The 20,069-nt window shown below is 62.0% G+C and carries 20 protein-coding genes; 2 read left to right on the forward strand and 18 right to left on the reverse strand.

The genetic code is table 11. The features are described from left to right. Nucleotides 1-11: 11 nt before the first annotated feature. Together KP001_RS10340 and KP001_RS10345 are read right to left on the reverse strand one after the other, a co-directional pair. Entirely contained in the window at nucleotides 12-1,391 is a 1,380-nt protein-coding gene (locus KP001_RS10340) for a GGDEF domain-containing response regulator (protein ID WP_217289422.1), read from the reverse strand. A 76-nt stretch (nucleotides 1,392-1,467) separates the two neighbouring features. Next, complete coding sequence (locus KP001_RS10345; RefSeq protein ID WP_217289423.1) at nucleotides 1,468-3,825, reverse strand: DNA internalization-related competence protein ComEC/Rec2; 2,358 nt, start codon at nucleotides 3,823-3,825, stop codon at nucleotides 1,468-1,470. Nucleotides 3,826-4,193: 368 nt separating this feature from the next. Here KP001_RS10345 and KP001_RS10350 point away from each other — a divergent pair, with 368 nt between their 5' ends. Further along, a complete protein-coding gene (locus KP001_RS10350; protein WP_217289424.1) occupies nucleotides 4,194-4,652 on the forward strand; it encodes a hypothetical protein in 459 nt (152 codons plus the stop codon). A gap of 2 nt (nucleotides 4,653-4,654) precedes the next feature. Here the strand turns inward: KP001_RS10350 and KP001_RS10355 are convergent, their stop codons facing one another. The 12 genes from KP001_RS10355 to sppA form a co-directional block, all read right to left on the reverse strand. Next, nucleotides 4,655-5,539 (reverse strand): radical SAM protein, encoded by an 885-nt coding sequence (locus KP001_RS10355; RefSeq protein WP_217289425.1) that lies wholly within the window; start codon nucleotides 5,537-5,539, stop codon nucleotides 4,655-4,657. Nucleotides 5,540-5,767: 228 nt separating this feature from the next. Further along, nucleotides 5,768-7,015: a serine hydroxymethyltransferase gene (gene glyA / locus KP001_RS10360; protein ID WP_216801300.1), complete on the reverse strand. Its 1,248-nt coding sequence runs from the start codon at nucleotides 7,013-7,015 to the stop codon at nucleotides 5,768-5,770. 124 nt (nucleotides 7,016-7,139) lie between these two features. After that, a complete protein-coding gene (rpiB, locus tag KP001_RS10365) occupies nucleotides 7,140-7,586 on the reverse strand; it encodes a ribose 5-phosphate isomerase B (RefSeq protein WP_217289426.1) in 447 nt (148 codons plus the stop codon). A 2-nt stretch (nucleotides 7,587-7,588) separates the two neighbouring features. Then, a complete protein-coding gene (gene fabF / locus KP001_RS10370; RefSeq protein WP_217289427.1) occupies nucleotides 7,589-8,821 on the reverse strand; it encodes a beta-ketoacyl-ACP synthase II in 1,233 nt (410 codons plus the stop codon). 84 nt (nucleotides 8,822-8,905) lie between these two features. Further along, a complete protein-coding gene (acpP, locus tag KP001_RS10375; protein WP_012531540.1) occupies nucleotides 8,906-9,139 on the reverse strand; it encodes an acyl carrier protein in 234 nt (77 codons plus the stop codon). A gap of 137 nt (nucleotides 9,140-9,276) precedes the next feature. Next, complete coding sequence (gene fabG, locus KP001_RS10380; RefSeq protein WP_217289428.1) at nucleotides 9,277-10,017, reverse strand: 3-oxoacyl-[acyl-carrier-protein] reductase; 741 nt, start codon at nucleotides 10,015-10,017, stop codon at nucleotides 9,277-9,279. Next, entirely contained in the window at nucleotides 10,017-10,949 is a 933-nt protein-coding gene (gene fabD, locus KP001_RS10385) for an ACP S-malonyltransferase (RefSeq protein WP_217289429.1), read from the reverse strand. The genes fabG and fabD overlap by 1 nt, the downstream gene beginning before the upstream one ends. 102 nt (nucleotides 10,950-11,051) lie before the next feature. After that, complete coding sequence (locus KP001_RS10390) at nucleotides 11,052-12,032, reverse strand: beta-ketoacyl-ACP synthase III (protein WP_217289430.1); 981 nt, start codon at nucleotides 12,030-12,032, stop codon at nucleotides 11,052-11,054. Further along, a complete protein-coding gene (plsX, locus tag KP001_RS10395) occupies nucleotides 12,029-13,081 on the reverse strand; it encodes a phosphate acyltransferase PlsX (RefSeq protein ID WP_217289431.1) in 1,053 nt (350 codons plus the stop codon). Before plsX ends, KP001_RS10390 begins: the two co-directional genes overlap by 4 nt. A gap of 53 nt (nucleotides 13,082-13,134) precedes the next feature. After that, complete coding sequence (gene rpmF / locus KP001_RS10400; protein WP_015721360.1) at nucleotides 13,135-13,317, reverse strand: 50S ribosomal protein L32; 183 nt, start codon at nucleotides 13,315-13,317, stop codon at nucleotides 13,135-13,137. A 13-nt stretch (nucleotides 13,318-13,330) separates the two neighbouring features. After that, on the reverse strand, nucleotides 13,331-13,867 hold the full coding sequence (locus tag KP001_RS10405) for a YceD family protein (RefSeq protein ID WP_217289432.1): 537 nt from the start codon (nucleotides 13,865-13,867) through the stop codon (nucleotides 13,331-13,333). Nucleotides 13,868-14,017: 150 nt separating this feature from the next. After that, nucleotides 14,018-14,899 carry a signal peptide peptidase SppA gene (sppA, locus tag KP001_RS10410; protein ID WP_217289433.1) on the reverse strand — a complete coding sequence of 294 codons (882 nt, stop codon included), beginning with the start codon at nucleotides 14,897-14,899 and terminating at the stop codon, nucleotides 14,018-14,020. Between the two features lie 477 nt (nucleotides 14,900-15,376). Here sppA and KP001_RS10415 point away from each other — a divergent pair, with 477 nt between their 5' ends. Further along, entirely contained in the window at nucleotides 15,377-15,841 is a 465-nt protein-coding gene (locus KP001_RS10415; RefSeq protein WP_217289434.1) for a metallophosphoesterase family protein, read from the forward strand. Here the strand turns inward: KP001_RS10415 and KP001_RS10420 are convergent. The 4 genes from KP001_RS10420 to KP001_RS10435 all read right to left on the reverse strand — a co-directional run bounded on the left by KP001_RS10420 (nucleotide 15,838) and on the right by KP001_RS10435 (nucleotide 20,069). Continuing rightward, nucleotides 15,838-16,227 (reverse strand): hypothetical protein, encoded by a 390-nt coding sequence (locus KP001_RS10420; protein ID WP_217289435.1) that lies wholly within the window; start codon nucleotides 16,225-16,227, stop codon nucleotides 15,838-15,840. The genes KP001_RS10415 and KP001_RS10420 overlap by 4 nt on opposite strands. Before the next feature lie 200 nt (nucleotides 16,228-16,427). Continuing rightward, nucleotides 16,428-16,814, reverse strand: coding sequence for a response regulator transcription factor (locus KP001_RS10425; protein WP_217289436.1), 387 nt, complete (start codon nucleotides 16,812-16,814; stop codon nucleotides 16,428-16,430). 16 nt (nucleotides 16,815-16,830) lie between these two features. After that, nucleotides 16,831-17,748 carry an ABC transporter substrate-binding protein gene (locus KP001_RS10430; RefSeq protein ID WP_224960543.1) on the reverse strand — a complete coding sequence of 306 codons (918 nt, stop codon included), beginning with the start codon at nucleotides 17,746-17,748 and terminating at the stop codon, nucleotides 16,831-16,833. A gap of 62 nt (nucleotides 17,749-17,810) precedes the next feature. Continuing rightward, on the reverse strand, nucleotides 17,811-20,069 hold the full coding sequence (locus KP001_RS10435) for a hypothetical protein (RefSeq protein ID WP_217289437.1): 2,259 nt from the start codon (nucleotides 20,067-20,069) through the stop codon (nucleotides 17,811-17,813).

Genomic DNA, 20,069 nt, shown 5'->3' on the forward strand with positions numbered 1-20,069 from the left:
CCTGTCGTATATCAGGGAGGGGTGATCAGCCTTTCGGCGTGGAAGGCCCGGTTCTTACCGGCGCTCTTGCCGCGATACATGGCCTGATCCGCCATCTCCAGCAGTTCGGCCTTGGTGGTGGCGTCATCGGGGGCACAGGCGTAGCCGAGACTGACGGTGAGTTTGATGGCGAGTCCGTCCGCCTTGGAGAAGGTATGCGCCTCGATGGTCTTCCTGATACGTTCGGCGACGATGGCCGCCCCGTCCATACCGGTCTCCACCAGCACAATGGTGTACTCATCGCCGCCGTACCGGATTACAGCGTCGACATCGCGCACGCTCTTTCTCACCAGCGAGCCGACCTCGCGCAGCACGCGGCTGCCGATCAGGTGCCCGAAGTTGTCGTTTACCGACTTGAAAAGATCGATGTCGAGGAACAGGACGCCAAGGTTGGAGCCGTAACGCTCGCAGCGTTTCAGTTCCCGCTCCAGCACCACGTCGAGGTAGCGGTAATTGTACAGACCGGTCAGTTCGTCGATGTAAAGAAGGTCCTTCGCGATGTTGTAGCGTGCGGCGTTGTCCAGGGCAAGGGAGCCCTGGTCGAGCAGGAAGGAGATATGCTTGCGGTTGATTTCCTTGGGCAATACCGCCCCGGGATCGTTGAACAGGATGATCACGCCCTGCAGCTCGGACCGCTGCCGCAGGTAAAGGCACATGGCCTCGGTGACCTCACAGCCGAAATCTGCGTCATCGGGGAGGAAATCCCTCAGCAGCACCAGGTTCGCACTGCCGTCGTCGCGAAGGTCGCACTCGCTGATCACCGCCTGCCCCAGCAGGTGCGCGCTCAGCTCCTCTATTCCCTTCAGTTCACGCAGCGTGAGCTGGCCGTTGTCACTGAAATACCCCAGCGCACGGGTCACCCCCACTTCCTTCACCACCGCGTCGGTGAGCATGGAGTAGATGCGTTCCAGCTCCAGGCAGTTGGCGATGTTCTGGCTAACCTGAAACAGGTTGACCAGGCCCTTAAGCTCCAGGTTCTCATCGAGAAGCCTGCGCTGTTCCATGCAGTGCGCCACTATATGGCGGAACTCGTCCTGGTTGATGGGTTTTATGAGATAGTCGGTGGCGCCGTTTTTGAGGGCGTAGATGGCGGTTTCAACATTGGCGTGCCCGGTGACCATGATCACCGCGGTGGCAGGATCAAGCCTCTTCACCTCCGAGAGGATATCGAGCCCCGACACGTCACGCATCACCAGGTCGGTGACGACCAGGTGGTACCCTCCCTTACCGATCATTTCCAACGCCTCTTCTCCTGAGGCGGCCACTTCGACGGTATAGCCGTCTTCCTTGAGCAGGTCAGTGTAGACCTCCCGGAAAAAGCTGTCGTCTTCGACTAAAAGAATCCTTTCCATACAGCGGATCTCCTGGATCGTCGGGTTCATACAGGGGACAATGCCAGCATAACCTAGCAGATAGGACTCTTCAGTGTCAATTAAAATGCCCCCAAAAAGTGGAGAATAAAACCGTACCGTCCGCTTTGCAAACCGCCTCGACCGTTCCCTCAAGGTCGGTGCGGCAGGTCCTCGCTCCGTGCCGTTGCAGCCGGGCAAGCGTGGCCGGCGCCGGGAGATGGAACGCGTTCTGGTACCCCGCGGATATGACGGCGGTCTGCGGCTGCACGGCGGCGAGAAACTCGTCGCAGGAGGAATGCCGGCTGCCGTGGTGCGCTACCTTCAGTAAACCGCATGGTTGCAACGCTCCCCGGTCAAGAAGCTCCCGTTCTTGCGTTGCGCCGATATCGCCGGTGAACAAAATGGAGGTCCTGCCGTAGGCGAGCCCGAATACCAGAGAGGTCGCGTTGGCGTCGGACCGCACCACCGTCCCGGCGACCGGCCACAGCGGCTGCAACAGCACGCCCCCCAGTCGCACGGGAGGGAGGTCCGCGCGAAGCTGCAACACCGGGATGTCGCGCGCGGTGACGACCCATTTCAACTGCTGCAGTTCGGGGGAAGCCATGGTCAGGGGGTGGATCAGAAGTTTGCCCACCTCGAAGTTCGCCGCCAGGTACAGCACCCCCTGCAGGTGGTCCGGGTGGCCGTGGGACAGTACCAGGTAGTCGATGCGCCGCACGGAGAGGGCCCGCAAGGCGGGGAGCAACAGGCGCGCCCCAACGCGGGTATCGGAGTCGGTGGCGTTACCGCCGCCGTCGACCAGCATCCACGTGCCGTCCGGCAGGTGCACCAAGGTGGCATCCCCCTGCCCCACGCTGAGGAAATATACCCGCATGGATCCGTCCGTGCCCTGCGCGGCCGGCACCGCACGCACCACCAGGGCTGCGAGGAGCGGCAAGGCGGCGGCGACACGCATGGGGTTGGACTTCAGGAAGGTGATCGCGCAGAGCACCAGGCACGCCAGCAGGAGGTCCAGGCGGTCCGGGAGGTAGCCTGTCAGCACTGGCACCCGGGAGAGGTGCTCCACCACCTGGTCCGCCCAGCGCACCAGGATGGCGGCGAGGTGCAGCGGCAATTCGGCAGGCGCTTCCCAAAAACAACTCAAGACCAGCGCGCTGAAGCCGAGGACGACGGCGCCGTACCCCATGAGCGGGACCACCAGGAGATTGGCGACCAGGCCGATCAGCGACACACGCTGGAAGTAGTAGGCAACATGAACCAGAGTGGCCAGTATGGCGACCGCTGAGGCGATGCACAGCAGCAACACCCATAGCCCTACCCTCCCCGCCTTCCCCACGGGAGCGGCAATGGGCGGCGTCAGGGCGGACAGCCCCCAGATGGCCAGAAATGAAAGCTGGAAGGAAATATCGAAGAGCGTTTGCGGCGCGGCGAACAGGATGGCGCAGGCCGCGAGCATGATGGTGTGGATGGGGTCCACTTCGCGCTTCAGCCGCAGTGCCGCCACCACGACGCAGATCATGAGCACGCTGCGCAGGGTGGCGGGGGCCTGACCGGAGAGGAACAGGTAAAAGACCACCATCGGCAGGGACGCCAGCATCGCCAGGGGCGCAAGCTTTACGTGCAGCGCGAGCCACTCGGAGCGCCTGGCAAGATAATAGAGGAAATGACACAGGGACAAGAAAACGATGCCGACATGGAAGCCGGATATGGAGAGGATGTGGTTCACCCCGCTGCGGGCGAAATCCTCCTGCAACCGCTCCGGCACGTCCCGTCTGTCACCAAGAAGCAGCGCCTTCAGGACTCCACCTTCAGCCCCCGGTTCGACCTGGGAGATGAATCCCCCGAGCCGTGCCGCAAGCAGGTCGATATCGTGGAGCCACCCCTTTCCCCCGCGAAGCAGCACCAGGTCCTCAGGCGTCAGCACGAATGCGGTGGCATGCACCTGCTGGTAGGCCAGCCTCCGCACCAAGTCGGACTCCCCGGGTAGCCCCAGGTTGCGCGGCACCCTGATCCGAGACGTGAACCTTACCCTGTCGCCGGTATGCAGCCCTACCCGACCTTCCTTTACGTACACCAGCAGGCGTCCCGACGCCGGCACCTCGCGGTCATCCACGCTCACCCGATCCACCTGTAGGTAAACCCTGCTCCCTCCCGACGCGGTCGGCTCGGGACGGCAGTCCAGCTCCCCATCGATCACTACCGGGCTGCCCGAGGCGAGCCGCTCCAGGGCGCAGTCGGGCCTCAGGTAAGGCTGCAGCGACAGCTGTCCCCAGACAAAGAAGAAAAGGGCAAGCGAGAGCAGGAAGGGGAACCGTGAACGAACCAGGCAGGCGGCCAGGGTCGTGGCAAGCGAGGCTGCCAGGCACCAAGCCGGCGGGAAGACATCAAGCAGGTGAGTGGTGGCCAAACCTGCGATTAACGCGGCTAGCGGCACCAGCAGAGGTCTCTCCAGATGTCACCTCCACGCTGCGGCATTGTGCTCGCCGTCACAAAAAGAGTTAAAAACAACACACGTTATAACAGACGGCAAGCCTTGCACAACGCCCCCTGTGCATTCTCCAGCTGCTGTTCAGACTTCGCAACGCGCATAACAGTTCGTAATTTTTTACATTTTTCAACGATCCAGCCTTGCCTTGTGCAGGTTTAGCACAGATAACGGCGTTACGACCCCGCCGCGAGAACCATCCTGATGTACTAAAACATGATGTAATTTAAGGTACTTACATGGAAAGGATACTGCCGGTCGTTTTTGGTACGCCCGTTGAAGAATAGGAGGAAAACGGCAACTACCGGGAGGACATCATGGCATACAGAGATCGCAGCACCAATGAAAGGTCTGGCTCTTACGCTTATACCATCATGGAAGTACGCCTCAGGAAAAAGGGAGCACCGGAGGGTACCAAGGACGACCTGCGCTTCATGACCGTGGACAGCCATTGGGACACGCTGCGCTTCGTGCAGGACAACATGGACCAGTGCGTGGGGAACGTGGTGCGGCTTAAAAAGAGCGGCCCAACCGACAACCGCGGCGTGAACGAGAGCGCGGAACTGTTCCAGAAAAACCTGGAGCCCCTGGTATCGTCCCTGGCGGCAACCCAGGGCCAAGGCGTGATGGACAAGCTCTCCGCCTCGCTGAAGAAGGCGCTCCTGCTGATGGTGATGGAGCGTTATCAAAGCGACCGGGAGACGGCTTGCCGCGTGCTGGGCATCTCCCGCGAGAAACTGGAAAACGAACTGAAGCTCTGCGGCGTCGCACGGTAAAGCTAGCAGTATTCCTCGTGATAGGAAGGGATCTCCGCGTACCAGCGGGGGTCCCTTTTTGCTTCCATGAGCGCGGCATCGACCGTGTCGATGAGGCGCTGCCGGTCCTTCGGGTAGCTTCCCGCCAGATTGAGGAAATTTGAAACGTGGTTGGAGCGCAGGATGGTCCCCCGGGGCTCCAGCCGCTCGAGGAGCGCACGGGTTTCCAGCAGTATCTCGCCGTGGCTCAACGGCGCGATCAGCTTCAGGAACTCGTCGTTGTGACGCTGGAACATGGTGAGCAGGGAAAAGTACTCCGGCGACAGCACCGTGATCCACCGGGCGGTGGCAACAGCGTGCTCGGCGCTGCGTTCCCTTCCGGCCAGCCCGAGGATCGCGGTGACGGAGAGCTTCATACCGGCAGCCATGGCTTTGCGGCACTGCTCCAGCATCCGGTCCGGCTCGAACCCCTTGTCGATCAGCCGCAGCGTTTCGGCGTCACCGCTTTCCAGCCCGTAGTACAGGATACGGAGCTTCCTTGCCCGCAGGGCGGCCAGGTCATCGCCGCTTTTGAGATCGAGGCTGTTGGGCGAGGCGTAGGCTCCCACCCGGGTGAGTGCGGGAAAGACCGCATCGAGCTCGTCCAGTATCCGCTCCAGCCCCTCTTGTGGGTAGATCAGCGCGTCCCCGTCGGCCAGGAAGACACGCCGCACCCCAGGACGGTAGCGCGGCGGGATGGACCTGATCTCCGCGAAGATCTCGTCCAGCGAGCGGACCCGGAACTGTTTCATCTTGTACATGCCGCAGAATTTGCACCGGTTCTGGGAGCACCCGATGGTGATCTGGAAGATGAGGCTGCCGGCCTCCGAGGGGGGGCGAAAGAGCGGTTCGTGGTAGTGGAAGAACATGCGGCGGTCCCCCAAGTGTGGCAATGCTGGAATTATGTCCCGGGCCGGTAATGTACCCGATAAACGGCCAAAGGGCAAATCCCACCTGTCCCCCTTCGCAAAGAGGGGGACGTAATGGCCTCGGCTGATCCCTCGGGCACAACCTTGGCTCCGGTATTCATCCTGGCCACACAAAAAAAGGGGACGATGACATCGTCCCCTTTTCGTTACTACGGTAGCAGCCGCTCCCTACTTGAGGCGGTCGGCGTACATCGGGAAGCGCTTCATGAGCGCGTTGACCTGGGTCTTCACGGCGGCGAGCTTGGCCTCGTCCCCCACGTTGCCCAGTACCTCGGCGATGAACCCTGCCACCTGCTCCATCTCGGCTTCTTTCAGGCCGTGGCTGGTAGCCGCCGGGGTGCCGATGCGGATGCCGGAGGTGATGAACGGCGAGCGGGTGTCGAAGGGGATGCCGTTCTTGTTCACGGTGATGCCGGCGCGGTCGAGGGCCTCCTCGGCCACCTTGCCGGTCAGCTCGGTCTGGGAGAGATCGACCAGCATCAGGTGGTTGTCGGTCCCGCCGGAGGTGAGCTTGAAGCCGCGGCTCATGAGGCCTGCGGCGAGCGCCTGCGCGTTCTTCACGATCTGCTGCTGGTACTGCTTGAACTCCGGAGTGAGCGCCTCTTTGAAGGCGACGGCCTTGGCGGCGATGACGTGCATGAGCGGGCCGCCCTGGATGCCCGGGAAGATGTTGGAGTTCAGGGTCTTGGCCCAGTCCTCGCGGCACATGATCATGCCGCCGCGCGGTCCGCGCAGCGTCTTGTGGGTGGTGGTGGTCACGAACTCGGCGTAGGGGACCGGGCTCGGGTGCAGTCCAGCGGCGACCAGGCCGGCGATGTGGGCCATGTCCACCATGACCACGGCGCCCACCTTGTCGGCGATGCGACGGAAGGCCTCGAAGTCGATGACGCGCGGGTACGCGGAGGCGCCCACCACGATCATCTTCGGTTTGTGCTCGACGGCGAGACGCTCGCACTCCTCGTAGTCGATGGTCTGGGTCTCCTGGGAGACGCCGTAGGGAACGATGTTGAACAGCTTCCCGGAGAAGTTGACCGGGGAGCCGTGGGTGAGGTGCCCGCCGTGGGCGAGGTTCATGCCCAGCACGGTGTCGCCCGGCTTCAGCACGGAGAAGTAGACCGCCATGTTGGCCTGCGAACCGGAGTGCGGCTGGACATTGACGTGGTCGGCACCGAACAGTTCCTTGGCGCGCTCGATGGCGAGGTTCTCGACCTTGTCGACCTCGTGGCAGCCGCCGTAGTAACGCTTGCCGGGGTACCCCTCGGCGTACTTGTTGGTGAGGACCGAGCCCTGGGCCTCGAGCACCGCCTGGGATACGAAGTTCTCCGAGGCGATCAGTTCGAGGTTGTACTCCTGGCGCTCAGTCTCGTGCCTGATGACTTCCGCCACTGCCGGGTCGAATGTTTCAAGTACTGACATGTCTGATTTCTCCTAGTCGAATTGCTGTTGAAATGAGAAAACGGGACTCTGGGAGTCCCGTCTTTACTTCGATCGTTTTTCTTTCCAGTGCCGCTTTACCTTTGCGCTCGCTATGGTTACCGCATCATCCCTTGAGTTCGCGCTCCAGTTCGGCGATCTTGTCCAGGCGCTTCTGGTGCCTGCCCGCAGCGAACTCGGTGTCGAGCCAGGCCGCCACCATCTCCCGGGCCGTCCCGGTCTCCAGGACGCGGCCGCCCAGGACCAGGATGTTGGCGTTGTTGTGCTCCTTGGCCATGGTCGCCATGAAGACATCGGTGGCCAGCGCCGCGCGGATGCCGGGGAACTTGTTGGCCACGATGGACATGCCGATGCCGGTGCCGCAGACCAGGATCCCCTTCTCGGCGCTCCCCTCGGAGACGCGGCGCGAGACCGCTATCCCGAAGTCGGGGTAGTCGACGGAATCGCCGTTGTGGGTGCCGAGGTCTTCGCAGGGAAGGCCACGCTCTTCGAGCAGTTTCCTGATCTCGTTCTTCAGATCGAGGCCGCCGTGATCGCTACCGAGGACTATCATGCCTAGACCCTCTTGAAGAGCAGCGACGCGTTGGTGCCGCCGAAGCCGAACGAGTTGCTCATGGCGTACTCGAGCTTCGCCTCGCGCGCCGTGTTCGGCACATAGTCGAGGTCGCACTCGGGATCAGGATCGTTGTAGTTGATGGTCGGAGGAACCACCGAGTTCTGCATGGCCATCAGGGAGAAGACCGCCTCCACGCCGCCGGCGGCACCAAGGAGGTGGCCGGTCATCGACTTGGTGGAGGAGACCATCAGCTTGGTGGCGTGATCGCCGAAGACGGTCTTGATCGCCGTGGTCTCGCCGACGTCCCCGAACGGGGTCGAGGTGCCGTGGGCGTTGATGTAGTCGACCTGCTCCGGGTTGATGCCAGCGGTGCGGAGCGCCATCTTCATGCAGCGCGCCGCCCCTTCGCCCCCCGGGGCGGGAGAGGTCAGGTGGTAGGCGTCGCCGGAGAGGCCGTAGCCCACGACTTCACCGTAGATCTTGGCGCCGCGGGCCTTGGCCGCCTCGTACTCCTCGAGCACCACGATGCCGGCTCCCTCCGAGAGGACGAAACCGTCCCTACCCTTGTCGAACGGGCGCGAGGCGCCAGCCGGGTTCTCGTTGTTGGTGGAAAGCGCCTTCATGACGGAGAAGCCGCCGATACCCAGGGGGGTCACGGTGGATTCGGTCCCCCCCGCGATCATGGCGTCGGCGTCGCCGCGCTGGATCATGTGGTAGGCGTCCCCGATGGAGTGGGTGCCGGTGGCGCAGGCGGAGACGGAAGAGACGTTCGGGCCTTTCGCCCCGTATTTTATGGAGATGTGCCCCGGAGCCAGGTTGATGATCAGCATCGGGATGAAGAACGGGGAGACCTTCTTGTACCCCCCCTCCAGCAGCGCGGAGTGGTAACGCTCGATGGCGGGCAGCCCCCCCAGGCCGGCGCCCACCAGGACGCCAACGCGCTCGGCGTTCTCCTCGGTGATCTGCAGACCGGAGTCCTCCATGGCGAAGTGAGCCGCGGCCAGCGCGTACTGGATGAAGAGATCCATCTTCTTGATCTCTTTCTTGTCGATGAAATCCTCAGCGACGAAGTCCTTAACCTCGCCAGCGATCCTCACCGGCAGGTCGGAGGCATCGAAACGGGTGATGGGAGCGATGCCGGACGTGCCGGACAGCAGTGCGTCCCAGTTCTTGCCGTTACCGGTCCCCAGCGGGGAGACCACGCCTACCCCCGTGACAACAACTCTTCTCATACTCTGAACTCTCCTTAGGTACTGTTGACTCATGGCCGCCCGGAGGCGGCATGAAAAAGGGGAAGCATAACTCCCCCCTCTCTACTAGGTGTGATCAGTGATGTAGTCGATTGCGTCCTGAACCGACTGGATCTTCTCGGCGTCCTCGTCGGAGATCTCGATTTCGAATTCCTCTTCAAGGGCCATCACCAGTTCCACGGTATCCAGGGAGTCGGCGCCCAGGTCATCCATGAAGGAGGACTCGTTGGTCACCTGAGCCTCGTCAACACCAAGCTGCTCAGCTACTATCTCTTTAATGCGTTTCTCGATCGAAGCCATTCAATTACCTCCATTTGATTGTAACGTCATACGTTATTTGATTTGTTGTGCCCAAGACTGCTATTTCATAGCATGAAAAGTAGAATTTGCAAAAGGTATTTTTGGCGCTGAAAGTAAAAACAACACCGTTAGCCGGCTCACATGTACATGCCGCCATTCACCGAAAGAACATGCCCGGTGATGTAGGCCGCGGCGTCGGAAACGAGAAAGAGTACCGACCCGGCGATGTCGTCGGCGCTCCCCAGTCTCCCCATCGGGATCTGCTCCTGGAGCCCTTCCCGGGTCTTGTCGGAGAGTTCGGCGGTCATGTCGGTCTCGATGAAGCCGGGGGTGACCGCGTTGACCGTGACGTTCCTCCTGGCGAGTTCCCTGGCCACCGATTTGGTGAGGCCGATCATGCCCGCCTTGGAGGCGCAGTAGTTCGCCTGGCCCGGGTTGCCCATCTCGCCCACGACGGAGGAGACGTTGACGATCCGGCCGTAGCGCGCCTTGGACATGAGTTTCGCCGCCTCGCGGGTGCAGTTGAAGCACCCCTTGAGGTTCACGTCGAGTACCGCATCCCAGTCCTCCTCCTTCATCCTGAGGAGCAGGCCGTCCTTGGTGATCCCCGCGTTGTTGACTAGGATGTCGACCTTGCCGAAGGCCTCGACCGACTTCTTGAAGAGGTTCTCCACCTCGGCGACCACCGAGACGTCGACCTTGACCGCAAGGGCCTTGCCACCCGCTGCGACGATCTCGTCGGCGGTCTTGGCGGCGCCCTGCTCGCTGGTGGCGGTCACGACCACGGCAGCGCCCTCTTGCGCGAGTTTGAGGGCGATAGCCCTGCCGATGCCGCGGGAGGCGCCGGTTACGATTGCCACCTGTCCGTTCAGGCCCATTACGCCACCTCCGTGATTGCTTTTACGCCAGCGGCGTCCTGCACGTTGCAGCAGGAGGCTTCCTTGTCGATCCTCTTCACGAGACCCGCCAGCACCTTGCCCGGGCCGATCTCGACGAAGTTGGTGACGCCGGCGGCGACGATGTTCTGGATGATCTGCTCCCACAGGACCGGCGCGCAGACCTGCTCCACGAGGAGCGGCTTGACGCGGGCCGCGTCGGAGTTCGGCTTCGCCTCGACGTTGCTGACCACCGGGGCGGTCAGCGCGTTCACCTGCACCGCCTCGAGCGTCTGGGCCAGCCGGTCGGCGGCGGGCTTCATCAGCGCACAGTGGAAGGGTGCGGAGACCGGGAGGAGCATCGCCTTTCTGAAACCACGGGCCTTGGCGATTTCGATGGCGCGGTTAACGGCGCCGGTGTGCCCGGCGACGACGATCTGGCCGGGAGAGTTGAAGTTGGCCGGGGAGACCACCTCGCCCTGCGCGGCCTCGGCGCAGATTTCCTTGAGCACCTCCGCCTCGGCGCCGAGGATGGCGGCCATGGCCCCTACCCCGACCGGGACGGCGTCCTGCATGTAGCTGCCACGCGCCCTGACGGTCCTCAGCGCATCGGCGAAGTCGAGGGCGCCCGCGGCGACCAGCGCCGAGTATTCGCCCAGCGAGTGGCCGGCCACGAAGGAGGGAGCCAGCGGAGATTCCTCCCTGAGCACCCGGAATGCCGCGACACTGGCGGCCAGGATGGCGGGCTGGGTGTTCGCGGTGAGTTTCAGATCCTCCTCGGGCCCCTCGAAGCAGAGTTTCGAAAGGGAGAAGCCGAGCGCGTCATCGGCCTCCTCGAAAGCGACCTTGGCGGTCTTGAAGTTATCCGCCAGATCCTTCCCCATCCCGGCGTGCTGGGAACCCTGCCCCGGGAAGATGAATGCATAGGATTGCATAGGTAACCTCTTTTCTTTAATTAACAACGCGGCTTGGACAGCTTGTCACAGCTGCCGGCGCCCTCACCCCTGCCCCTCTCCCGAAGGGCGAGGGGAGGCGTTTTACCAGCGCACCAGGGCGGAACCCCAGGTGAGGCCGCCGCCGAAGGCGTCGAGGAGCAGCAGGTCGCCTTCCTTGAGACGTCCGGCGCGCACCGCCTCGTCCAGCGCGATCGGGATCGACGCCGCCGAGGTGTTGCCGTAGCGGTCCAGGTTGACGAAGACCCGCTCGCCGGTGATGCCCAGGCGCTTGCCGACGGAGTCGACGATCCTCTGGTTGGCCTGGTGCGGGATGAAGAGCTTGACGTCGTCGGGGGTGAGCCCGTTGGCCTCGAGTGCCTCCATGGCGACTTCGCCCATGGCGCGCACGGCCAGTTTGAACACTTCGTTCCCCTGCATGGTCAGGTAGACCAGCCCCTCGTCCACGTTCTTGTGGCTGGCGGGGTTGCGGCTGCCGGCGCCTTTCTGGTACAGGATCTCCCAGTAGTTGCCGTCGCTGTGCATGTGGGTGGAGAGGATGCCGTTCTCCCCTTCCTGCGCCTCGAGCACCACGGCGCCGGCGCCGTCGCCAAAGAGCAGGCAGGTGTTACGGTCGTTCCAGTCGACGATGCGGGAGAGCACCTCCGCGCCGATCACCAGGGCCTTCTTCACCTGTCCGGAGACGATGAACTTCTGGGCGGTGGAGAGGGCGTAGATGAAGCCGGAGCAGGCTGCGGAGAGGTCGAAGCAGAAGGCGTTGGTGGCCTTGAGGGCCTGCTGCACGATGCAGGCGGTGGCCGGGAACGGGAAGTCCGGGGTGAGGGTACCCACCACGATCAGGTCGATTTCCTCCGCCTTTACTCCGGCGGCCGCCAGCGCGCGCTCGGCGGCCGCGGTGGCGAAGGTCGAGGTGTATTCCCCCTCGGAGGCGATGCGGCGTTCGCGGATGCCGGTCCTGGTGACGATCCACTCGTCGGTGGTGTCCACCATCTTCTCAAGGTCGAAATTGGTCAGCACTTTCTCCGGCACGGCGGAGCCGGTACCGGTGATTCTCGGTCTAATCATGAAGCAACCCTTTCTGTGGCGTCCGGGTTTTGGCCGGTACGCTCGCGAGTCTCGCCGGGGAAGCTCTCGTTGAGCTTTTCGGCCATGCGGCCATTCACCCCTTTGAGTGCGTATTCATGGGCAAAGCGGATTGCGTTCTTGATAGCCTTGGTATTCGAGCCGCCGTGGCAGATCATCCCCACGCCGTTGATCCCAAGCAGAGGCGCACCGCCGTACTCGGCATAGTCTACGGTCTTCTTGAAATTGTTGAAAGCCTTGCGGCTTAGGAGGTAGCCGATCTGGGAGAGGAAGCTGCGCTTGATCTCGGCCTTGAGCATCTTCCCCACAGCCTCGGCCAGCCCCTCGGAGAGTTTCAACGCCACGTTGCCGACGAAACCGTCGCAGACGACGACGTCCACCGAGCCGTTGAAGATGTCCCGGCCTTCCACGTAACCTATGTAGTTGATGGGCTTTTCGCGCAGGAGGACGCTGGTTTCGCGGGTGAGTTCGTTACCCTTGCTGTCCTCCTCCCCGTTGGAGAGCAGGCCAACCCTGGGCTTGTCGACCCCCATGACGAACTTGGCATACACTTCGCCCATGACGGCGAACTGAACCAGGTGGATCGGCTTGCAGTCGACGTTGCCGCCGACATCGAGAACGAGGGTCTTGCCGGTAACGGTGGGAAAGAGTTGGGCGATCGCGGCGCGGTCGATACCCTTCATCCTTTTCAGGACGAACATACCGGCCGCCATGGTGGCACCCGAATTGCCGGCGCTAACCACCGCGACGGCCTCGCCTCCCTTGACCAGCTCGAAGGCGACCCGGATGGAGGAGTCCTTCTTCTTGCGCACGGCGTCGGAGGCGGAGTCGTGCATGCCCACCACTTCCGAGGCGTGCCAGACTTCGATATCCAGCCCCTTGCAGTCGTGGCGGGCCAGCTCGGCCTGCACCTTTTCAACGTCGCCGACCAGAGTTACCGGGATGCCGAATTCTCTGGCGGCAGCTACTGCACCTTCTACTTCAACATGAGGGGCGTTGTCGCCCCCCATTACATCGACAGCAACTCTCATATTTCCCCTAGGGAGCGGATTCCGAACAGTCACGGCTTAGGTGAAACGAAATCCTAGAGCTCTTCAGCCTTCAGCACCTGACGTCCCTTGTAGGTGCCGCAGGACGGGCAGACGCAATGCGGCAGCTTCGGGGCCTTGCACTGCGGGCAGGTCGAAACGGTGGGAGCGGTGAGGAAATCGTGCGCACGCCTCATGTTCTTGCGCGACTTGGAGGTCTTCTTCTTAGGTACAGCCATGGTGTTCTCCTTTTTACTTTTCTATCTTGATCTTCTTCAGGGCGGCCATCTTCAGATTTATCTCGCCGCGATCGCAGCCGCACTCTCCGGCGTTCAGGTCAGCTCCGCACTCGGGGCAAAGCCCGCGGCACGTCTCGCTGCATAACGGTTTGTAGGGTACTTCCAGCATGACCTGCTCGGCGATTTCGGGATCCATGTCGATCTCGTCGCCGCTATAGGTGGCCGAGATGAGCTCCTCGTCGGAAAGCTCGACTTCCTCATCCAGATCCTCACCCTTGCTCTCGGTGTAGAAGATGGTGAACTCCGTGGAGATCGGGAAATCGTACTCGGTGAGACAGCGGGAGCAGGTGAGGCGGACCGCGCTCTCCACCTTCCCGGCGGCCCTGACATGGTCGTATTCCCAGATTGCTGCTACCTGGGCGTTGACCGGAGCGGTGAAGACACACTCGCCCGCTTTTTCCATCGCGACCAGGGCCGGGTAGTGTGTGGCAAGCTCCGACTCAGAGAGGTCGAGCTGCTTCTTTTTCACCTTGTCTATCTCTATCTTCAAAGGAAGATCTCCCCCTTTTTCAAAGTTTCCCAGTATATAGATGGCGGTTTTTTTGTCAAGGTAAATCTAAAGAGAGCGGAGGGGCGTCAGGGAGGCTTTCAGCCACTGACAGAACCTCTCAAAAGCCCCCTCTTCGCGTCCTCCCGGACTCTACCAGCCGAGCCGGTAATCGACGCTCACGCCGCTGTCGGAATCGGACAACACGCCCAGCCGCTGGGCCGCGCTTTCCATCAGGTAGTCGATGGGGTGCCCCTTCTTTTTGGCGGGACGGATCAACCGCGGCTCCCCCTTGACGCCTCCCAGCCGGGCGGCCTCGTCGATGGCGTCCTGCATCGTGCCGATGCGGTCCACGAGCTTCAGGGCGAGAGCCTGCTCGCCGGAGAAGATCCTGCCGTCGGCGATGCTCCGCACCTGCGCCTCCGGAAGCCTCCTCCCCTGGGCCACGGCCTTCACGAACTGGCCGTGTGTGGAATCGATCACCCCCTGCAGCATCTCCTTTTCCTCGTCGGTCATGGTGCGCGAGGGGGACCCGGTATCCTTGAACTTGCCGGTCTTGATGGTGAAGGCCTTCATGCCGACCTTGTCCATCAGTCCCTCGAGGTTGGAGAACTTCATCAGCACCCCGATGCTTCCGGTGATGGTGCCGGGGTTCGCATAGATGAGGGTGGCCGGGGCCGAGACGTAGTAGCCGCCGGAGGCCGCCACGCTTCCCATCGAGACCACGACCTTCTTCGCCTTGGCCAGATCCCGCACCGCCGCGTAGATCTCCTGGGAGGGGCCGACCACCCCGCCGGGGGAATCCACACGGAACACCACGGCCTTCGCGTGCTCGTCCTTCTTCATGGCGCGCAGCTGGCGTATGATCTCCTGCCCGTCGACGATCACGCCTTTCAGTTCGACGATGCCGACCCCGTCTCCTCCGGCCAGCGTGTCACGGTCGCCGACCAGGGCCGTGACGACTGCGACGCAGGCGGCGAACAGAATCAGGATTCCAAGGCAAAAGGCGGCGATCCACAGTAGCAGTTTCTTCATGACTCCTCCGTCTCTTCCATCTGCAGCCGTTTACTGTAGGGGCGAATGATCATTCGCCCGTCTTTACCGCATCTGATTACCCCGGCGTCTCTCGCCATCGGCAGTGACCGAACGGTGCTGGGCAAATGTTTATTTGCCCCTACAACAGCTCAACCACCACGGGAACTATATATATACCAGGGGCGAATATCGTTCGCCCGGCCGCTGCTCACTGTCACGATGAAAGTGATGCAGCGGGATAATGAAACAAGGGCGAATGGTTATTCGCCCCTACAGGATCAAACGTTTACAGCTTATTTTGCTTGTCTTTTGCCATTACTCTGTCCTATATCTGAACAGTAGAGACAGGACAAACCGGTAGGCGCAACGCCAACAACTCTACACTATGCAGGCGACTGCGCAAAAGCAAATATCACTTCAGGCGGACCCGTCGCTATGCCGTGTTCGCCTTCAAGAGATGCGGAACAAAGAGGCACTATGAGAGTACTGGTAATCTCCGACAGCCACGGCAACTACGCCCATGCCTTCAAGGCGCATCAGCTTGCCGGTCCGGTCGATCACATCGTTCATCTCGGGGATGGCTGCGAGGACGCTCGCATGATGGAGGAAGTGCTGGAGGTGCCGGTACACCGGGTGGCGGGCAACTGCGACCTCGACAGGCAGGTACCGGCGGAACTCACGCTGGAGTTTGGGACGTGCCGGTTCCTGCTGACCCACGGCTATCGCCAGCAGGTGAAAAGCGGGCTGTCCCAGCTGATAGGAAGGGGAATGCAACTGGGGGCGTCGGTGGTGCTCTACGGCCATACCCACCACGCGGACGTCCGGTCGACGGACGGGATGCTGCTGGTAAACCCGGGCGCACTGAAGGAGGGGCTACCCGGAACCTACGCCATCGTCACGGTCGAGGGAGACGCAGCCAGCGCCGAGATCTTCCCTCTCTAGCAACCGCAGCCGCAGTTGTGGCAGACCTTGCGGTTCTCCGCGTCCGGGGCGACGGTCTCCGGCGCGAAGGCGATGCGGTTCACCGCCCGCCTGATATCCTCCTGCAGGTCCAGTCGCGGACTCTGCCCGATCACGTGCCCCACGCAGACGTTGCTGATGCCGTCCGACGGCGAGGCGATGCGCACCGAATTCAAAAGGTCGCCGTAGCCGTTCACCTCGATCACCTGCCCCGGGTCCTCACCCAGTTCCAGGGTGATGCCGAAGCGCTCCAGTTCCTGGGCCAGCTCAGCGAAAAATATATCGAAGGTAAATCCTGTCAGTACCGCTTCCCACTCCGGCTTGCTCTTGCTACGTCCGTAGCAGGTCAATCTCATCTGTTTTGCCATGCTGTGTTAACTCCTAAAACCAAGGGGCTAGGGGCTGGGGGCTGGTAACACCGCCCTTCCCTTCTCAACGCCTGTCCCTGTAATAAATCGTTCTCTCGTGGCAGCAGCCGACCAAGTCCCAAGTCCCAAGTCCCAAGTCCCAAGTCCCAAGTCCCAAGTCCGAAGCCCCTGGCCCCTGGCCTAGTCCCTAGTCCCTGCCCTTAACTCCCCGCCGCCTTTCTCTGCATGGAGCTGAAGATCATGTCCAGCACCGCCTTCTGCTTCGCCTCATACTTGTTCAAAACGGCCAGACAGGTCCCCATCGGAAACTGTTCGTGCAGATAGTCCGAGTCCCGCCCGGAAAGGATCACGATCCGGTTCTTGTCGATCCCCACCGACAGGGCGTAGCTGAAGATCTTGGACCCGTCAAGGGTTGGCATCTCCAGGTCCACCAGCAGGAGGTCGACTTTACCCTGCCTCAGTATGGTCAACGCCAGCAGCGGTTCGGTGCAGGTTATCACGTCCAACAACGGGTAAAGCGCCTGTATCTTGTCCTTCAGCGCTCCCACGAAGGCCGCATCGTCATCAACGATCAGAATTTTTCCCATCCATACCTCTATGTATCTATTTAAGCACCCGGGTCGCTGCGCTGAGCACCGGGAAGGGAACATTCAGGTCAAGCAGCCGCGCCGCTTTCATGTTCACGATCAGATCCACCCGCTTCGGCGTGGCCACCGGCAGGTGCGACGCTTTCTTCCCGCTCAGGATGCGGGCCACGTATTCGGCGGCGAGTTGCCCCTGCTCGACAGGGTCCGCCTCCAGCGAAATGAGGGCCCCCTTGTGCGCCGCACCGGGCATTTGCGATATCACCGGGATCTTCAATTCGTTGCAGCGGTGAACGATCTTTTCGAAGGAACGGCTTCCCGCTGTGCATTCCGTGACATAGACACAGTCGACCCTGGTGGCGTAGAGGGTAGCGAGCGCCGTGTCCACCCCGGCAACAGAGGCGACGTTGGTTTCCACCAGCACGATCCCCGACTGGGCCGCGATCTTGCGCGCCTCCTTGAGTTGCACCAGGGCACCTTCCTCGCGGCTGGCGCTGATGATGCCCAGGGTCTTGATCGGCTTGAGTTCCATGGCGGTCTTAATCAGCGTGACCAGGGGGACCTTGGAACTGACCCCGGCGCAGTTGCGGCCGCTGGAGGTCATGCTTCTTGCCACCCCCGTCTCGACCGGGCCGTACACATCTGCGAAAACGACCGGGATATCCTGCGCTTCACGCAGGGAGGCCAGCGCGGCGGAGGCGCCGTAGGCGACGATGACATCGGCGCCGATGGCGTTGAACTTTCTGACGCTGTTGGACCAAGAGATGAGGTCGGGGTTGGGGGTCTGCGTGATGACCTCGACGTTACTCTGATCGTACCCCTTCTGCACCAGTGCCTTGACGAACGCCCTGTGGGCGTCCCGGTAGCGCGGCAGGTCGCAGGTCAGCAGTGCAGCGACAAGTTTTCCGCCCGCACGGGAGTCCGATGCGGGGATCACCGCGCAAAGCAGTAGCAGCAGCAGTATGGAACGGATCAGTGTCTTGATACGCTACCCCTTGGTCACCACTTGGCCGCGAGGGCGGCGACGATGGCGTGGACGGTGCCGCTGTAGCTCTGGTACGCGGACTTGAGCTCGTTGTAGTCGTTGAACGTGTATTCCAGCGTGGTGGAAAGCGCGCTCGTGAAGCGGTATTCGCCGCGGGCGGAAAGCGAAGTGATCACGGTGTTTTGCGCGGTGATCTCCTTGATGCCGTCGGTACTGCTGGTGAGCGAAAAACTGGTGTCGCTCGGCGTGAAGGCGGCGGAGGATCTGATCTGCTGCGCCGCTACCGCGAGATCGCTTTTCTCGCTTAGCGTATAGTTGGCATTGACGCCGTAGACGTGGGACCTGCTGGAAAACTGGGAAGCGGCCTCGCTACCGACAACTACACCAGTGAAAAATACGCCCTGCTCGACCTCCTGGTGCAGGTACGAATAGTTGGCCCCTACAGTGAGTCCCCGGAACGGCACCCACCACGCACCGATGTTCGCGTTCTCGCTGTTGGTGCTCCGGGAGGTTATGGGAGCCAGGGAGAAGGAGAGCGGCTCGAAAGGATAGTTCACCAGGTACTTCCGCACCTCGTCGTTTTGATCACGGCGGAAGATGGCGTGGCTGGTGAGCCCCCAGCGGTTGTTGAGCGTGTAGGTCGCCAGCAGTTTCGCCTCGTGGCGGGTTTGGAAGGATGCACCGTAGGCAGGATGATCGGCGCTGGCATAGCTGTAGGTGGCACTGGTCCTCAATCCCTTCACGGGTCGATAGTAGGCCGACAGCGACCCGGTGTGGGTCGAGGTGCTCTCCGGCAATCCCCAGGTCATCTCCGTGGGGAGGTCGGTCACGTTGTTTCTGCTCAGGAAATCGCCGCGGTACTCGCCAACGAGCGCGAGATGCAGCGTGGGACGGTAGGAGATGGTGCCGGTTACCAGGTCGCGAGTGGTTTCAATGGGCGCTTTGGCGGCTATGACAGGATCAGCAAAAGCGGTGTTGTTGAGAGGATCGCGTTTGTTGTGGTCGATCTCCTGGCGCCGGTATTTGACAGCGAAACTGTACTCGCGGCTGGGTGTGTAGATCAGGTCTCCCGCGGCGTTTTGCAGGTAGCTCTTCATGTGACGGGCGCCGGTGGTGTCGGTCAACTCGGAGAGGTTCTCGCGCTGCTCGAAGCTGTACGAGCCGGAGCCGACCAAACCGCCCGCCAGGGAGGTATGCAGCTTGATGGTGTGGGAAAAGAAGCTGCTGTCGGGGTTTTCGTTGTGCTGCCGCGTCCCACCGGTGAAATCATCGGCGCCGTTGAAGCGGTGGCGCTCCTGGTAAAAGTCAACCGGTGTCGGCAGTCGGTCCTCGAAATAACGCACCTTAAAGTCGTAGACCAGGTCGACCGGCCCCAGGTGGGAGTCGAGCCCCACGCGCCCTTCCTGGACCTGCTGGTCGACACCGCGGCGCTGGGCGTAGATGAAGTTGGTGGCACCCTCGAAGGCGGTATCGGCGAAGCGCTGCTGGATGGTCCCTTCTTTGACATAGCGCCAGTAGCCCAGGTTCACGTGCAGGGGAAAGTTGTGCAGCCGGTAGCGGAAGTCGGCCCGGTCCTGCACCACGCTCACCCCGTAGTTCGCCACCGGGTCCTGAACAGGTCTGTATTCTGCCAATGAAGTGCGGTCGTCAGTCCTGCCTGTTTCGAACTTTTGGGGAAACAGCAGCTCCCGGTCCAGGTTGTGGTACAGCGATTCCGTCCTGAGATGGAGGCGGTAGTCGCCCTTGTAGTCCATGAGCAGGTCGGCGTGGTAATCGTTCTCGTTCAGGTAGAAGCCTTCCAGCTCGAGGTTGGTGTCCTTCTCCATGTGCCGGTAGAAGAGCCCGCCGTTGCGGCTGGACTTGAGAAAGCCGTACTCCAGGGCGCGGCCGCGGTAGTCATCTCCGAAGACGAAGTTGTAGCCGAGCGAACCGCCCTTTTGCTCCAAGACCTCCACCTGGCGCTCGTCCTCCGGCAGCGGCGCTCCCTCGACGGGCGGCTGCGCAGCAGGTTCCTCGGCGGCCGGGGGGGGCGGCTCGATGCCAACGGCAGGGGGCTGCTCCATTGTCGCGGGAAGGGTCTCGTCCGCGGGCTGCTCCTCGTTTGTGACGGTGCCGGCAGGTGCGTCGGCGGCGCCATCCTTTTCCGCAGCGGCCGGGGCCTCCTGGCTCGCAGCCGGCACCGGCTCCAGGTCCGCGGCAGCCACGCCCCCGGCGGCCAGCAGCAGAAGCAGCAGAGGCGAGACGACGGTCGATATGAGGGGTTTTTCCACCAT

Origin of the sequence: Geomonas subterranea, assembly GCF_019063845.1 — a bacterium.
Classification (GTDB): Bacteria; Desulfobacterota; Desulfuromonadia; order Geobacterales; family Geobacteraceae; genus Geomonas; species Geomonas subterranea.

Bases quoted from the DNA above. Each gene is read 5' to 3' on its own strand.
- KP001_RS10340 (WP_217289422.1), bottom strand. From the start codon at position 1,391: ATGGAAAGGATTCTTTTAGTCGAAGACGACAGCTTTTTCCGGGAGGTC.
- KP001_RS10350 (WP_217289424.1), top strand. From the start codon at position 4,194: ATGGCATACAGAGATCGCAGCACCAATGAAAGGTCTGGCTCTTACGCT.
- KP001_RS10355 (WP_217289425.1), bottom strand. From the start codon at position 5,539: ATGTTCTTCCACTACCACGAACCGCTCTTTCGCCCCCCCTCGGAGGCC.
- glyA (WP_216801300.1), bottom strand. From the start codon at position 7,015: ATGTCAGTACTTGAAACATTCGACCCGGCAGTGGCGGAAGTCATCAGG.
- rpiB (WP_217289426.1), bottom strand. From the start codon at position 7,586: ATGATAGTCCTCGGTAGCGATCACGGCGGCCTCGATCTGAAGAACGAG.
- fabF (WP_217289427.1), bottom strand. From the start codon at position 8,821: ATGAGAAGAGTTGTTGTCACGGGGGTAGGCGTGGTCTCCCCGCTGGGG.
- acpP (WP_012531540.1), bottom strand. From the start codon at position 9,139: ATGGCTTCGATCGAGAAACGCATTAAAGAGATAGTAGCTGAGCAGCTT.
- fabG (WP_217289428.1), bottom strand. From the start codon at position 10,017: ATGGGCCTGAACGGACAGGTGGCAATCGTAACCGGCGCCTCCCGCGGC.
- fabD (WP_217289429.1), bottom strand. From the start codon at position 10,949: ATGCAATCCTATGCATTCATCTTCCCGGGGCAGGGTTCCCAGCACGCC.
- KP001_RS10390 (WP_217289430.1), bottom strand. From the start codon at position 12,032: ATGATTAGACCGAGAATCACCGGTACCGGCTCCGCCGTGCCGGAGAAA.
- plsX (WP_217289431.1), bottom strand. From the start codon at position 13,081: ATGAGAGTTGCTGTCGATGTAATGGGGGGCGACAACGCCCCTCATGTT.
- rpmF (WP_015721360.1), bottom strand. From the start codon at position 13,317: ATGGCTGTACCTAAGAAGAAGACCTCCAAGTCGCGCAAGAACATGAGG.
- sppA (WP_217289433.1), bottom strand. From the start codon at position 14,899: ATGAAGAAACTGCTACTGTGGATCGCCGCCTTTTGCCTTGGAATCCTG.
- KP001_RS10415 (WP_217289434.1), top strand. From the start codon at position 15,377: ATGAGAGTACTGGTAATCTCCGACAGCCACGGCAACTACGCCCATGCC.
- KP001_RS10420 (WP_217289435.1), bottom strand. From the start codon at position 16,227: ATGGCAAAACAGATGAGATTGACCTGCTACGGACGTAGCAAGAGCAAG.
- KP001_RS10425 (WP_217289436.1), bottom strand. From the start codon at position 16,814: ATGGGAAAAATTCTGATCGTTGATGACGATGCGGCCTTCGTGGGAGCG.
- KP001_RS10435 (WP_217289437.1), bottom strand. From the start codon at position 20,069: ATGGTGGAAAAACCCCTCATATCGACCGTCGTCTCGCCTCTGCTGCTT.